Annotated in this window: 11 protein-coding genes; 5 read left to right on the top strand and 6 right to left on the bottom strand. The window is 71.0% G+C overall.

Annotation, left to right across the window (positions count from 1 at the left end):
- Positions 1–16 precede the first annotated feature (16 nt).
- Genes V6V89_RS24820 through fxsT form a run of 3 tightly spaced genes read left to right on the top strand, consistent with a single transcriptional unit; the run spans position 17 to position 5,732 of the window.
- Positions 17–691, top strand: coding sequence for a TIR-like protein FxsC (locus V6V89_RS24820; protein WP_334621723.1), 675 nt, complete (start codon positions 17–19; stop codon positions 689–691).
- Positions 688–1,872 carry a TIR-like protein FxsC gene (locus tag V6V89_RS24815; RefSeq protein WP_334621722.1) on the top strand — a complete coding sequence of 395 codons (1,185 nt, stop codon included), beginning with the start codon at positions 688–690 and terminating at the stop codon, positions 1,870–1,872. The genes V6V89_RS24820 and V6V89_RS24815 overlap by 4 nt, the downstream gene beginning before the upstream one ends.
- Entirely contained in the window at positions 1,869–5,732 is a 3,864-nt protein-coding gene (fxsT, locus tag V6V89_RS24810) for an FxSxx-COOH system tetratricopeptide repeat protein (RefSeq protein WP_334621720.1), read from the top strand. The genes V6V89_RS24815 and fxsT overlap by 4 nt, the downstream gene beginning before the upstream one ends.
- Here fxsT and V6V89_RS24805 read toward each other — a convergent pair.
- Positions 5,674–6,651, bottom strand: coding sequence for an alpha/beta fold hydrolase (locus V6V89_RS24805; RefSeq protein WP_334621719.1), 978 nt, complete (start codon positions 6,649–6,651; stop codon positions 5,674–5,676). The genes fxsT and V6V89_RS24805 overlap by 59 nt on opposite strands.
- Positions 6,652–6,869: 218 nt before the next feature.
- On the opposite strand from V6V89_RS24805, the gene pdxR reads away from it, so the two are divergent.
- Positions 6,870–8,363, top strand: a complete 1,494-nt coding sequence (gene pdxR, locus V6V89_RS24800) for a MocR-like pyridoxine biosynthesis transcription factor PdxR (protein WP_334621717.1) — start codon at positions 6,870–6,872, stop codon at positions 8,361–8,363.
- Here the strand turns inward: pdxR and V6V89_RS24795 are convergent, their stop codons facing one another.
- The 5 genes from V6V89_RS24795 to V6V89_RS24775 form a co-directional block, all read right to left on the bottom strand.
- Positions 8,364–8,708: a DUF2470 domain-containing protein gene (locus V6V89_RS24795; RefSeq protein ID WP_334621716.1), complete on the bottom strand. Its 345-nt coding sequence runs from the start codon at positions 8,706–8,708 to the stop codon at positions 8,364–8,366. It lies immediately after the preceding gene.
- Positions 8,705–9,337 (bottom strand): biliverdin-producing heme oxygenase, encoded by a 633-nt coding sequence (locus V6V89_RS24790; protein ID WP_334621714.1) that lies wholly within the window; start codon positions 9,335–9,337, stop codon positions 8,705–8,707. Before V6V89_RS24790 ends, V6V89_RS24795 begins: the two co-directional genes overlap by 4 nt.
- A gap of 237 nt (positions 9,338–9,574) precedes the next feature.
- Complete coding sequence (locus V6V89_RS24785) at positions 9,575–10,597, bottom strand: phosphatase PAP2 family protein (protein ID WP_334621713.1); 1,023 nt, start codon at positions 10,595–10,597, stop codon at positions 9,575–9,577.
- Between the two features lie 26 nt (positions 10,598–10,623).
- A complete protein-coding gene (locus V6V89_RS24780) occupies positions 10,624–12,810 on the bottom strand; it encodes an MMPL family transporter (protein ID WP_334621711.1) in 2,187 nt (728 codons plus the stop codon).
- A gap of 69 nt (positions 12,811–12,879) precedes the next feature.
- Entirely contained in the window at positions 12,880–13,494 is a 615-nt protein-coding gene (locus V6V89_RS24775; RefSeq protein ID WP_334621710.1) for a TetR/AcrR family transcriptional regulator, read from the bottom strand.
- A 94-nt stretch (positions 13,495–13,588) separates the two neighbouring features.
- Between V6V89_RS24775 and V6V89_RS24770 the strand changes: the two genes are divergently transcribed.
- A complete protein-coding gene (locus tag V6V89_RS24770; RefSeq protein ID WP_334621708.1) occupies positions 13,589–13,960 on the top strand; it encodes a VOC family protein in 372 nt (123 codons plus the stop codon).
- The last annotated feature ends 54 nt before the right edge of the window (positions 13,961–14,014 follow it).

Genomic DNA, 14,014 nt, shown 5'->3' with positions numbered 1-14,014 from the left:
CAGGGAGCACGCCATCGTGGCACCGGACGAGGACGACGCCGACTCGCATGCCCCGGTGTTCTTCGTCAGCTACGCCCAGTTCACGACGCAGCACCTGGAGGTCCAGGAGCCCAACCAGTACGTGATGGAGTTCTTCGACGAGCTGTCCGGCAACGTGAGCCAGCTCCTCGGCAGGCGCACCGGGGAGTACCCGGGCTTTCTCGACCGCACGCTGGTCGGCGGCCAGCGCTGGACCCGCGAGCTGTTTCTGGCCGCGGCCACCTGCCAGGTCTTCGTCCCCCTCGTCTCCCCCGGCCTGCTGCGCAGCGAATGGTGCGCGATGGAGTGGGACGTGTTCTCCCGCCGCAAGATCGTCCGACGCAAAGGCGCGGGTCCGGTCTCCGAGAGCGGCATCCTGCCGGTGGCCTGGATCCACACCGAACCAGACGAGCTGCCGTCGGTGGTGAGCGACATCCAGATCTTCTCGCCGGTCGGCCTCCCAGACCAGGCGTTCGCCCGCCAATACCTGGAGGACGGCCTGTTCGGCCTGCGGCAGCTCGGCCAGAACGTGGTGTACCGGGCGGTCGTGTGGCGGCTGGCCCAGCGCATCGTGCAGATCTACCGGACGCACCGCGTCGTGCCGCTCGCGCCCGTTCCGACGGGGACTGACGGCCTCACCAACGTCTTCGCGAACCAGCAGGAGGTGGCATGACACAGGCCAGCGGGGCCGCCGCGCCGCCCACCGGTCGCGGGACGTACTTCTTCCTCAGCTACGCGCACCCGGCGCCGTCGTCGGAGTACACGCCCGCGGACGCCGACCCCTGGGTCCGGGTCTTCTTCGAGGACCTGTCCGGCGAGGTACGCCGGCATGCCCGGCCACCGTCCGGTATGGAGATCGGGATCTTCGACCAGCAACTCCCGATGGGCTCCGACGTGAAGGCGGCGCTCGCCGGCGCCCTCAGCGACGCCCAGGTCTTCGTGCCGCTCTACTCGCCGGACTACTTCAGCAGGTCGTGGCCGCTGCGCGAGCGACAGTCCTTCCTGGACAGGGTGGCCGCGTCGGGCTCGCCCGACACCGACCGGCACGTCCTGCCGGTGCTGTGGATCCCCTTCCCGTCCTGGGACGAGACGCCCGAGGTCCGCCGAGCGCTGGATCTGGGTGACGGCATTCCCGCGTACGCCGAGAACGGTATGCGGGCGCTGTGCATGCTGGCGCCATACCGCGACGACTACACCCGGCTGCTGGAACGCCTCGCGGGGCAGATCGTGCGGCTGACCGAGCGGTCGCCGCTCGACGCGTCGCCGGCGCCCCGCCTCGACGAGGTGACCGACGCGCCGGTGCCCAAGGGCGCCGACGCCGAGACCCCGTTCGTCGTCGCGGTGATGGCGCCCGCCGGCGTCGACCGGCTGTCGCTGCCGGTTGCCCAGTACGCCGCCAGCACCGCCGAGCGGCTCGGATTCTCGGCACAGGTGGAGGCCTACAACGACGGGTCCGGGCTGTTCGCCAGGGCTCCGGGCGTGCTGCTGATCGACCCCTGGGCGGCCGGCGGCCCGGGTGGCATCCAGTCGCTGCGCGCCGCGACGAAGGACTTGCCGGAGTGGGTCGTACCGGTTGTGATCGCCGACCGCGACGACCCGCGGTACGACGAGCGCGGCGCGCGCCTGGCGGGCGAGGTGATGGATATGCTCACCGCTGCCGGCCTGAAACGCGCGCAAAGTGTGGCTCAGGTGAAGGAGTTCGTCGACATCATGCCGAACATCGTCACCCACGCCCGCCGGCAGTACCTGCGCAACGCTCGGGTTCACCCACCCGAAGGCTTCCAGAGCACGCGGCTCAGCTTGCGCACCCCCGAGTCCTCGACGCCCTCCGATCCTCCGAAAGCAGAACGATGACTGACAGCGGCGGCCAGATCATCACCTTCTACTCGTACAAGGGCGGCACGGGGCGCACGATGGCGCTGGCGAACGTGGGATGGATTCTCGCCGCCAACGGCAAGCGCGTGCTCGTCGCCGACTGGGACCTGGAGTCGCCCGGCCTGCACCGGTTCTTCAAGCCGTTCCTCGACCCGGAGGTGGTGCGGGGCTCCACCGGCATCATCGACCTGATCCGCACGTACGAATGGGAGACCACCCGCAAGCCGGAACGCCCGGAGCGCTGGTACGAGGAGTTCGCCAAGGTCGGGCGGCACGCGTTCTCGCTCGACTGGCGCTTCGGCGGCGGCACCTTGGACTTCCTCTCCGCCGGCCTGCAGAACCAGGACTACGCCGTCTCGGTCAGCGGCCTGGACTGGGACACCTTCTACGACCGGCTGGGCGGCGGGCAGTTCTTCGACGCCCTCCGCGCCGACATGAAGCGCAACTACGACTACGTGCTGATCGACAGCCGCACCGGGCTCAGCGACGTCGCCGACATCTGCACCATCCACCTGCCCGACACGCTCGTCGACTGCTTCACGCTGAGCGACCAGGGCATCCACGGCGCTGCCCAGGTGGCGCACACGGTGCAGAGCCGGTACAGCGCGCGAAACAGCAGGCAGCGGCTGATCCGGGTACTGCCGGTGCCGATGCGCGTCGACCAGGCCGAGAACGACAAGGCAAACGCCGGCCGGCTGCTCGCGAGGAGCCAGTTCGCCGGCCTTCCGGCCGGCATGACCGACGAGGAGCGGCGACGGTACTGGGCAGCCGTCGAGGTGCCGTACCAGACCTACTACGCGTACGAGGAGATGCTCGCCACCTTCGGCGACGACCCGAGCTCGCCCCGGCTGCTGCTGTCCTCGTACGAGCGGTTGACCGCGTACATCACCCACGGCGCCGTCACCAGGTTGCCCGCCATGGACGAGTCGCTACGGCTGCGAGAGGTGGCCCGCTTCACCCGCAGGCCACCGGAGCAGGAGGCCATCGTCCTGCGGTACGCGCCGACCGACCTGGTGTGGGCGGAGTGGATCGAGTCGGTGCTCACCTCGGCCGGCGTCCGGGTCGTCGACCCGCAGGACGTCGTGCACGGCACGGACACGGCGCGCTCGCTGGTCATCGTGTCGTCGGCGTCCGGTGCGGCGGTGCCGCGCGACCTGCCCAGCGTCCGCCCGCCCCTCGCGGTCTACATCGCCGACGTGCGCCACTCGCCGGACTTTCCGCCCGAGGCGTCCACCAGCACCGTCGGGTGCGACGAGGGCGTGGCGGCGGACCGGATCCTGAATCTCGTGGGGCGCTCCGGCCCGGTGGCCGGCGACCCGCTGTCCCGCGTGCGGTACCCGCGCACCGAGCCGGGCCTCTTCCAGGCCCCGGTGCGCAACGCCCGGTTCACCGGCCGCGAGGAGGAGCTGCTCGAGCTGCGCACGCAGCTCAAGTCCGGCCGCACCGCGGTCGTGCTGCCGGTCACCCTGCGGGGCATGGGTGGCGTGGGCAAGACGCAGGTCGCGCTGGAGTACGTCCACCGTTTCAAGTCCGCGTACGACCTCGTGTGGTGGATCCAGGCCGAGCAGCCCGAGTTCATCGACGCCTCGTTCGCCGACCTGGGTGCGGCCATGGGCGTACCGCAGGCGGCCACGGCCCGCGAGACCGCGCTGGCCACGCTCGAGGCGCTCAAGCGGCGCGAGCGCTGGCTGGTGGTCTTCGACAACGCGGAAGACATCGAGGGCGTCGACCGCTGGCGGCCGCAGGGCAACGGCCACGTCCTGATCACCTCGCGCAACGAAGACTGGGCCAACCGCACCAACTCGATCCCGGTCGACGTGTTCCGGCGGGCCGAGAGCGTCGCGCACCTGCGCAGCCGGCTCAAGGCGATCAGCGACTCCCAGGCCGAACAGATCGCGGAGGCGCTCGGCGACCTGCCGATCGCGATCGCCGGCGCGGGCGCCTGGCTCGCCGAGACCGGCACGCCGGTCGGCGAGTACCTGGCCGAGCTGGAGCACGGTGGATCCGGCCCGCGCTCCCCGCAGGCCGCGTGGCAGGTGACCTGGGACCTGTCGCTCCAGCGGTTGAGCAGCCAGTCGCCCGGCGCGTACCGGCTGCTGCAACTGTGTTCGGTGCTGTCCTCCGAGATCGCCCTGGACCTGCTGTACAGCGACGAGATGGCGGCCGCGATCTCGCCGTACGACCCGTCGGTATCGGAACGGCAGATGCTGGCGTTCATGGTCCAGCAGATCAACCGGCTGGCCCTGCTCAAGCTCGACACGCACGCCCGGCAGATCCACGTGCACCGCCTCATCCAGGCCGCGGTGCGCGACCGGATGACGGACGACGACCTGGAGGCCGCTAAGCACCAGGTCCACCTGGTACTTGCGCGTTCGCGGCCGAGCGGCGACGTCGACGACCCCGAAAACTGGCCGCGGCTGCGCATGCTGTGGCCGCACCTGGCCGCGTCCGAGGCGGTCAGCTGCCAGGACGAGCTGGTCCGGCAGCTGATCATCGATCGGGTGCGGTACCTGTGGCGGCGCGGTGACCTGGCGCAGGGCGTCGAGTTCGGCCGGGAGATCGACAGGCAGTGGGCGGACCTGTTCGCGCGCGACCCGGAGTTCGCCGAGGGCACGGCGCGGGGGGCGTCCCTGTACCGGCAGCTGCTGCACCTGCGTTTCAACGTGGCCAACCACCTGTGGTCGCAGGCCAGGTTCGACGAGGCGCTGCGGATCGATGAAGACGTGCTGGCGCAGCAGCGGCAGCTGCTCGGTGAGGAGCACCCGCACACGCTGATGACCGCCGGTAGCCTCGCGAGCAACCTGCGCGGCTTCGGCCGGTACACCGAGGCCGTGCCCATGGACCGGGCCACGTACGCGTCCTGGGCGCGGGTGTTCGGTGAGGACTACCCCCGCACGCTGTCGGCGGCCAACAACCTCGCCACGTCGCTGCGCCTCATCGGGCAATTCCGCGAGGCCCGCGAGCTCGACCAAGACGTCTACGAGCGCCGGCGGATGGTGCTCGGCGACGACAACCCGTACACCCGGCACTCCGCCACGCAGCTGGCCCGCGATTTGCGGGAGGCGGGCGAGTACGACCGCTCGGTGCTGCTGCTCGACGAGGTGTACGCGGCTTTCCGCGACGATCCGAAGTTCGGCCCGGACGCGCTGGAGACGCTGAACGCGCAGGCCAACCTGGCGGTCTCGCTGCGCAGCGTCGGCCGCGGCGGCAGGGCGTCCCGGCTGCTCGACGACGCGCACGAGCGCCTGCGGGAGCGGTTCGGTCCGTCCAATCCAGACACTTTGGCGTGCCGGCTGAGCCTGGCGGCCACCCTCGTCGTGGTGCGCAACGTCGCGCGGGCCGACGAGGAGACGCGCGCGGTGACCGCGGCGTACCAACGGAATCTCGGCCCGGACCACCCGCACACCCTGGTCTGTATCAACAACATGTCCGCCGCGGCTCGCGTGGCCGGTGACCACGCGCGGGCATACGAGCTGGCGACGCGGGCGGCCGAACAGTTCGCGGAGCGACTGGGCCCGGATCACCCGTACAGCCTGGCCGCCGCCATGAACCAGGCCATCTGCCTGGTCGAGATCGGCGAGCCGGAGAAGGGCCGCGACCTACTGCAGGGCGTCGCCACCCGGATGCGCACCGAGCTGGGCGCGAAGCACCCGGACACGCTGAGCTGCGAGACCCACCTGGCCATCGTGCAGCGCCGGCTCGGCGAGCCGGGCTCGGCACCGCACTACGCCCGGCTGATCGAACGACTCGCCACGGCGCTCGGGGCCGACCACCCGATCGTCACCGAGCTGCGCGAAGGGCAACTGGTCTACCGGGTACTAGATCCGCACCCGGTCTGATCTCGGGCCCGGGGTGGGCCAGCGCGCTGGGCGCCCCGGCCGCGGTCAGCCAGGTCAGCATCTGTGGCAGGATCTCGACCGCCGCGAAGTGCCCCTGACCGTGCTGCACCTCGACCTGCGCGCGGGGGATGCGCGCGGCCAGCCACCGGGTGTGCTCGACCGGCGAGAACTGGTCGGCGCTCCCGTGCCAGAGCCGCACCTGCACCTGGATCGACTCCGGGTCGAAGCCCCAGTTGTGCCGGAACGCCAGGGCGTCGTCGATCCACCCGTCGGCGCCGAAGCGCACCGCCTCGGCGTAGCTGTCGGCGAGCTGCCGGCGCATGGCCACGTTTTCGACCACGCGGCGATCCGGGTCGGCGAGTTCCTTTTCCAGGAACGCGATCAGGCTCTCCGGATCGCGGCGCAGGCGGTCGGCCTGGCTCCTCAGGTTGGCCATCAGGGCGGCATGGTTGGCATCCGCCGCCCGGTACTCGTCTATATTGGACTCACCCATGCCGCGGTACCAGTCGAGCCCGGGAGCGTCGGCCGGTGCCAGGCTGACCAGTACGGCCGCCCGGGTCACCCGGTCGGGCAGCGTGGCCGCCACCGCCAACGCGTGCGGGCCGCCGCCGGAGCGCCCGACGACGGCGAACCGGTCGACGCCGAGAGCGTCGGCGATGATCCGGACGTCTTCGGCAGCGTCGACGACGCGCCGCCCTTCGCGGCGGTCGGAGCGGCCGTACCCCGGGCGGTCGTAACAGATCAGGCGCACGCCGAGGCGGTAGAGGACGATGCTGCGCGGCTTGATGCCGCTGCGGCTGCCGGGCGTGCCATGCATGAGGAAGACCGGCAGGCCGTCGGGTGCGCCGGTGACCTCGACGGCCAAGCGATGCCCGTCAGGTGTCGCGACCTCCTTTTGGGCTGCCTGCTCCCCGACCACGCTCGCCTCCTGCCAGTGACGACCACGCTCCGGGCAAACGGCAAACCACCTCAAACCACCCAGAACCTACCCGGCCTCAAAGTATCAGCCTACTGTTTCAAGAACGATCGTCGCCAGGCAGCGGAAAACCAGACTTCTCCGGACCGGCGGACACCGTTACGTAGCCGATCGTCGATATCGGCAGCTGGCGTACCTCACTCCCGGTGCACAATGGCTCAGTGACCAGCGCTAAAAGTATCACCGATGACGGGTCCATAACCTCCGGATCGGACTTCCTCCAGCTCGACATCGGCGCCGCGCCGGCCGGCGGCCGCGCCCAGTGGCTGGCCGAACGCCTGCGGCTCGCGATAGCCGACGGCCGCCTGCCGGTCGGGAGCCGGCTGCCCGCCACGCGGGTGCTCGCGGGCGAGTTGGGCGTGTCGCGGGGTGTGGTCACCGAGGCGTACCAGCGGCTGGGCGAGGCCGGGCACCTTGCCGGGCGCGGGCGCGGCGGCACGGTGGTCGTCTCCGCTCCGGCGGCCCCCCGGCAGGCGGCCACGGAGGCGCCCGCGAAGATCGGGCCGTTCGCCGCACAGCCCGACATCGACGTCTTCGACACGCTGCGGGCGGCGCCCGCGCGGATCGACCTTTCGCCGGGAGTACCGGATCTCGCGGCGTTTCCACGGACCGCGTGGCTGCGCGCGGAGCGCGCCGTGCTCGATGCCCTGGCACCGGCGGACTTCGGATACGGCGACCCGCGCGGGACGCCGGCACTGCGCGCGGCCGTGGCCGGATGGCTGGCGCGCAACCGCGGCATACTCGTCGACCCGGCCGAGGTGATCGTCGTGGCGGGGGTGTCGCAGGCGCTCGGCCTGCTCGCACAGGTGCTGCGCGCCGGCGGCATCACGAGCGTGGCGGTCGAGGACCCGGGCTCGCTAGGGGTCCGGCAGCACCTGAACAACTGGCTGGTCGACGCCCCACCGGTCACTGTGGACGATCGCGGGCTGCGCGTCGACGAGCTGCGCGCCAGCGGGGTGCCGGCCGTGCTGCTCACGCCCGCGCACCAGTTCCCGACCGGCGTGGTGCTGGACGGCGACCGCCGCCGCCAGCTCGCCCGGTGGGCCGAGGGCGGTGGGCTGATCGTCGAGGACGACTACGACGCCGAGCACCGGTACGACCGGCCGCCGGTGCCCGCGCTGCGCGCGATGCTGCCCGATCACGTCTGCTACACCGGCAGCGTCTCCAAGCTGCTCGCGCCCGCCCTGCGGACCGGCTGGATGCTGGCGCCGTCCCGGTACCGGGACGCACTGGTCGCCGCCAAGCGCAACGCCGACCTCGGCAACGCCGCCCTGCCGCAGCTCGTACTGGCCGAGCTGATGTCCTCGGGGACGCTGGAGCGCCACCTGCGCCTGCTGCGGCGCCGCCACGTCCGGCGGCGGGACGCGATGATCAGCGCGATCGCGACGCACCTGCCGGGCGCCGTCGTGCACGGCGCGGCCGCCGGCCTCCACCTGATGATTACCCTGCCGGGCACCGTCGACGACGTCGCGCTCGCCGCCGCCGCGCTCGCGCACGGCGTCAAGGTGCAGCCCTTGTCCTGGCACTATCAGCGCCAAGGCCCGCCCGGCCTGGTGCTGGGCTACGCCGCCAGCGCGCCCGCGGACATCGAGGCGGCCATCGCCACGCTCGGCCACCTCCTTTCCGCCGATCAAGGGCAACCGCACGTGGTTTGATCACTTTTCCACGTGCGTATGCCCTTGATCCATGCAGATCTCCTTGATCGACGGACGCGGAGGGGGCGCGGGTTCAGCGGCCTCGCGGTACATCCGCGCGGCCTCGGCGCGGACTTGGCGGCGCTCGGTCAAGGTGGTCGTGAACGGGACGCGCGTGGGCACTTCGGCACCGTCCACAGTGGCCATGAAGTCCATGCCGTCGGCGTCCATGCCGGACATCGCCGCCGCCGAGGCGCCCGGCTGACCACCCAGGCCCCGCACGATCACCCGGCAGTCGTCGGCGTGGTCACAGTTCATGTGGCGCATGATCGCAGCCACCACCTCCGGGGTGAACGGGTCGCTCATCGCGCCACCACCGCCTTGCCGAGGTCGTCGAGCATCGCCACGTTGAGACGGTACGCGAGCGACACCTCGTCGAGGAACCGGTCCTGCTCGACAGGGTCCCACGCGGTCTCGTCGAGCAGCTGTCGGTACTGGCGCTTGACGTGGACCGGATGCACGCCGGGGAACTGGAAGAAGCGGGTCCCCTCGTCGCCCAACTCGTACTCGCGGGCCAGCGCCTTGCGCACGATCTGCCCGCCGGAAAGGTCGCCCAGATACCGGGTGTAGTGGTGCGCCACGAACCCCGCCGGCCAGGTGAACGCCACATCGCGCAGCCGCGCGCGGTACTCCGACGTGGCGGTGCTGGCGCTGACCCGGGCCGGCCAGTCATCCCCGAGCAGGTACTCCAGGTCCGCGACCAGCGCAGGCAGTCGCTCCAGCCCGTCCAGCACGAACCGGCCGGCGATCGGGTCGGCGCGCATCTCGATGGCGGCCTCCTCCAGCGTCTCGTACACGAAGAAGAGCTGCGCGGTGAGCGCGGCGTATCCGTCGCGGTCCAGCTGTCCCGCCATCAACGCGTCGAAGTAGGTGACCGCCTGTGCGGCCACGTGGTCCGTCCTCGTCGCTTCCCGTACGCGTGCCGCGAGCCCCATGCCCAACCCTTCGAAGATAGGTGAGGCTAAGCTATATGTCGGATGCTGTGATCCACTAGGCCCTGTCCTGCCGATCATGTCGAGCCGAGGCGGGGCGAGGTCCAGGCGGCGATCCGGTGGTGACGGGCCTAACGGATGATCCGGCAAATGGGGCGTGGTGACGCGACCAGCGCTCCCAAGCGGACATCGATCAAGGACAATCGCATCGATCAAGGGTAAATACACGCGGATTTGAGATCAACGTACGTGCGTTTGCCCTTGATCGGCGGGGAGACCGCGATCGGGGAGACCGCGATCGGCGGGGAGACCGCGATCGGGGAGACTGCGATCGGGGAGGGCCACCGGTCGGTGGCGGGCCGTTCGCAGGACGTGGCGGTGCGGGTCAGCTTCGTCGGGCGGGACCCGTTCGGCGGCGACAACGGCGGCGTCACGCCGACGCCGTCCGGCGGTAGCGGCGGCGCGCTGCCGCGTACCGGCGTGGGGTTCGTGCTTCCGGCGGCCGGTCTGGGTGTACTGCTCATCGTGCTCGGCGGCGCCGCCGTGGTCGCGACCCGACGCCGCACCCGCCAGGCCAAAGCGCCGTAGCACCAGCAGGATCGCGCCCAGTAGTGCCAGCGACACGATGCCGTCGAGCCAGTAGTGGTTGGCCGTCACCACGACGACCGCCAGCGTCAGCAACGGATGCAGCAGCCAGAGCCAGCGCCACCGGCTCCGGGTCGCCGCGATCAGCACGATCGCGACGGCAGCCGCCCAGCCGACGTGCAACGACGGCATCGCGGCGTACTGGTTGGCGAACGCGGCCGTCGAGCTGCCGTACACGGTCGGCCCGACGCTGTGCCCGGTGTCCTCCATGCCGGTCAGCCACAGAAAACGCGGCGGCGCCAGTGGCACCAGCACCTGCGCCACGAAGCCGGCCGCGGTCAGCAGGGCCAGGGTGGTGCGCGCCCACCGGTACAGGGCCGGCCGTCGCAGGTACGTCCACAGGAGTACGGCCGCGGTGGCCGGGAAGTGGACGCAGGCGTAGTACAGGTTCGCGGCCCGCACCAGGCCGTCGTGGCCGAGCACGAGCCCTTGCAGGGCCGCCTCGCTGGGCAGCCTCAGGGCGCGCTCCAGGTCCCACACGTCCACCGCGTTGGCGTACGCGGTGGACAGGTCACCGGCGACGGCCAGCCGGCCCAGCTTGTACGCCAGGAAAAGGACCGCGACGAGCAGCAACTCCCGGACGGGCCGTGGTCTTGCCGCACGGTGGTCGATGCTCATCGCGGTGTCCTTTCCCGGACGGTCGGTCAGACCGAGGCGCGTTCGAGTACGCGCTCGGGCGCGGACGCGTCGTCGAGCTGGTGGCGCAGCTTCTCGCCTTCGACGTCCACATTGGGCAGGAGCCTGTCGAGCCAGCGGGGCAGCCACCACGCGGCCTTGCCCAGCAGCGTCATCACCGCCGGCACGATCGTCATCCGCACCACGATCGCGTCGAACAGCACCGCCACGCCCAGTGCGAACCCGATCGACTTGATGATCGAGTCGGGCGCGAGGATGAACCCGGCGAAGACGCTGATCATGATAATCGCCGCCGCGGTCACGACCCGCGCCCCGTGCCCGAAGCCGGTGACGACCGCCTCCCGCGCGTCGATCCCGTGCACGTAGTCCTCCCGCATCCGGGTCACCAGGAAGACCTGGTAGTCCATCGCGAGCCCGAACACGATGCCGATCAGGATGATCGGCAGGAAGCTGATGATCGGCCCAGTCTGCTCGACGCCGAGCAGGTCGGCCGCCCAGCCCCACTGGAAGACCGTCACGACCGCGCCGAACGTGGCCACGATGCTGAGCAGGAACCCGAGCGTGGCCTTCAGTGGCACCAGGATCGACCGGAACACCAGCATGAGCAGGATGAACGCCAGGCCGACCACGACCGCCAGGTACGGCACGAGCGCGCCGCCGAGCTTCTCCGAGACGTCGATGTTGACGGCGGTCAGGCCGGTGACGTTGACGTTCGCGCCCGGCACCGTGCCGTCGAGCTGCCTGATCGCACGCACGAGGTCCTCGGTCGCCGCGTCACTCGGCCCGCTCTTCGGGATCACGGTCAGCAACGCGGTGTCGCCGGCCTGGTTGAGCGTCGCCGGGGCGACGGCCGCCACGTCGGCCAGCCCCTGGATCTCCCCCGCGACCTGGCCGGCGGCCGCCTTGACCTGCCCGGCGGTGCCGTCCACCACGACGGTCAGCGGCGCGTTGAAGCCCTTCCCGAAGCCGGTCGACACCAGGTCGTACGCCTTGCGCTGCGTCGTGTCCGGCGCGGCCGTGCTGTCGTCCGGCATACCGAGACGCAGGTCGAGCGCGGGGATCGCGACGACGCCGAGCCCGAGCACCGCGACCAGCAGCGCGAGCACCGGCCGGCGGGCGACGCCGCGCGCCCAGCGGGTGCCGAAGTTGGTGCCGTCGGCCTCCGGATCGCGGCCGGCGCGCCCGCGCTTACCCAGGATGCGCCTGCCCGCGAAGCCAAGCAGGGCCGGCAGCAGCGTCAACGCGATGATCACAGCGATCGCGACGGTGCCCGCGGCGGCGAGGCCCATCTGGGTCAGGAACGGCACGCCCACCACGGACAGCGCCGCGAGCGCGATCACCACGGTGAGGCCGGCGAACACGACGGCGGAGCCGGCGGTACCCACCGCGCGGCCCGCGGCCTCCTCGCCGTCGCGGCCCAGGGCCAGCTCATGCCTGTATCGGGACACGATGAACAGCGCGTAGTCGATGGCGACCGCCAAGCCGAGCATCAACGCGAGCGTCGGCGTGGTCGAGGACAGGTCGATGAGCCCGGTCGCGGCGGTGATCAGGCCGATGCCGATACCGATACCGAAGATCGCGGTCAGCAGCGGCACCCCGGCGGCTATCAGCGAGCCGAACGTGATCACGAGGACCACCGCGGCGACGAGCACGCCGATCACCTCGGTCATGCCCTGCTCCGACTGGACCTGGAGCGCGTCCCCGCCCACCTCGACGGTCAGGCCACCGGCACGGGCCTGGTCGACGATGCTCGCGAGCTCCTCGCGCGCCTGGTCGGTCAGCTCCTGCGCCTGTACCTGGTAGGTGGCCTGCGCGAAGCCGACGGTGCCGGCCTGGTTGACCGTGCCCGACTGGAACGGGTCGACCACCGACGCGACCTGCGGTGCCTGCTTCAGCTCCGCCACCACCTGCTCGACAGCCGCCCGGTTGGACGCCTCGGCGAGCGTCTGCCCCTCCGGCGCCGCGAACACCACGCGTGCCGTCGCCCCGCCCGCGGACGCCTGCGGGAACCGCTCCTGGAGCAGGTCGATCGCCTGCTGCGACGCGGTGCCGGGAATGTGGAACGAGTCGTCCGTCGACCCCGACACGGTGCCGGCGGCGGTCAGCGCGCCCGCGAGGATCGCGAGCCACAGTGCGGCCATCAACCATCGGCGCCGGAACGCGAACCGGCCCAGCTTGTAAAGGAATGACGCCATCAAGATCTCCTGTTTCTGGGCATACGGGATCGACCGGCCACCGGGTGGCGGGCGGCTTCGTTCGTTTCGCTAGAGGGTGGGCGGGTCCTCGCCCAGCGGAATGCCCGCGCGGAGTACCGCGAGGCTCTCCCGAATGAGGCCGGCGACCGAGGTGTCCGCCTGGGCCTGCGCCCACGCCACCACCGCGGTCCGGATCGCGACTCCGGCGGTCGCGGCCAGCAGCCGCGGCGACAGGTCGCACCGGTCGGTGCCCATGCGTTCCGCGATGACCGCTACCAGCACCTCCTGGCCATGCTCGAACGCGACCAGGTGCTGCGCGAACATCGCCGGGTCGCGCAGGACCGCGTGCATCATCAGCAACAGGTCATGTGACTCCCCCACCATCCCGGCGACGGCGTCCGGCAGCACCTCTATGAGGGAGTCCCAGACGGGCTCGCCAGCGGGCCGCGCCCGCAGCGCCTCGCCGATGGACCCCGCCCGGCGTACCAGCCCGTACAGGATCGCCTCCTCGCGGCTGGCGAAATAGTTACGGAACGTTCGCGGCGAGACGTCGACCGCCTCCGCGACGGTCTCCGGGGTCACCGCCTCGAGACCGTGCTCGATCATCAGTGACCACGCCGCGTGGCTCAGCGCCGCACGCGTTGCCTGCTTCTTACGCTCCCGCAGGCTCACTTCCGAGGTCATGCCTATGACTATCCCCGATTTCTTTCCCATCCGGCAACTTTTCACATTGGGAAAGATCGTGGGAAACGTCACTCGGGCATGCGACGATGATGTCGTGCTCGATCACATCTCGATTCAGTGCGACGACGTGACGGCCAGCGCCGCCTTCTACGACGCGATCCTCGCGCCCCTCGGCGGGCAGCGCGTGCTCGACTTCGGCAACGTCATCGGATACGGCGTGCCGCCCCAGCCGGTCTTCTGGATCGGCCCGCACAACACGGGCACCGGGTTCCGCGAGTCGCACATCGCCTTCGAGGCGCCAGACAGGGCGGCAGTGCGCGAGTTCTTCCGGATCGCCGTCGAGTCCGGCGCCGAGCCCCTCCACGAGCCCCGCGAGTGGCCCGAGTACCACCCCGGCTACTACGGCGCCTTCGTCCGCGACCCCGACGGCAACAACGTAGAGGCCGTCAGTCACACCCCCGACTAGGACCTAACCACTCACCCACCGCCGCCGCGGCCCGCCGCCCAAGTCGGAGGCCAA

Origin of the sequence: Micromonospora sp. CPCC 206061 (genome assembly GCF_036906915.1) — a bacterium.
Classification (GTDB): domain Bacteria; phylum Actinomycetota; class Actinomycetes; order Mycobacteriales; family Micromonosporaceae; genus Phytohabitans.
Note: the sequence above shows the minus strand (reverse complement) of the source record. Positions and strands in the feature narration are given on the sequence as shown.

Bases quoted from the DNA above. Each gene is read 5' to 3' on its own strand.
- V6V89_RS24815 (WP_334621722.1), top strand. From the start codon at position 688: ATGACACAGGCCAGCGGGGCCGCCGCGCCGCCCACCGGTCGCGGGACG.
- fxsT (WP_334621720.1), top strand. From the start codon at position 1,869: ATGACTGACAGCGGCGGCCAGATCATCACCTTCTACTCGTACAAGGGC.
- V6V89_RS24795 (WP_334621716.1), bottom strand. From the start codon at position 8,708: ATGAGCGACCCGTTCACCCCGGAGGTGGTGGCTGCGATCATGCGCCAC.
- V6V89_RS24790 (WP_334621714.1), bottom strand. From the start codon at position 9,337: ATGGGGCTCGCGGCACGCGTACGGGAAGCGACGAGGACGGACCACGTG.
- V6V89_RS24785 (WP_334621713.1), bottom strand. From the start codon at position 10,597: ATGAGCATCGACCACCGTGCGGCAAGACCACGGCCCGTCCGGGAGTTG.
- V6V89_RS24780 (WP_334621711.1), bottom strand. From the start codon at position 12,810: ATGGCGTCATTCCTTTACAAGCTGGGCCGGTTCGCGTTCCGGCGCCGA.
- V6V89_RS24775 (WP_334621710.1), bottom strand. From the start codon at position 13,494: ATGACCTCGGAAGTGAGCCTGCGGGAGCGTAAGAAGCAGGCAACGCGT.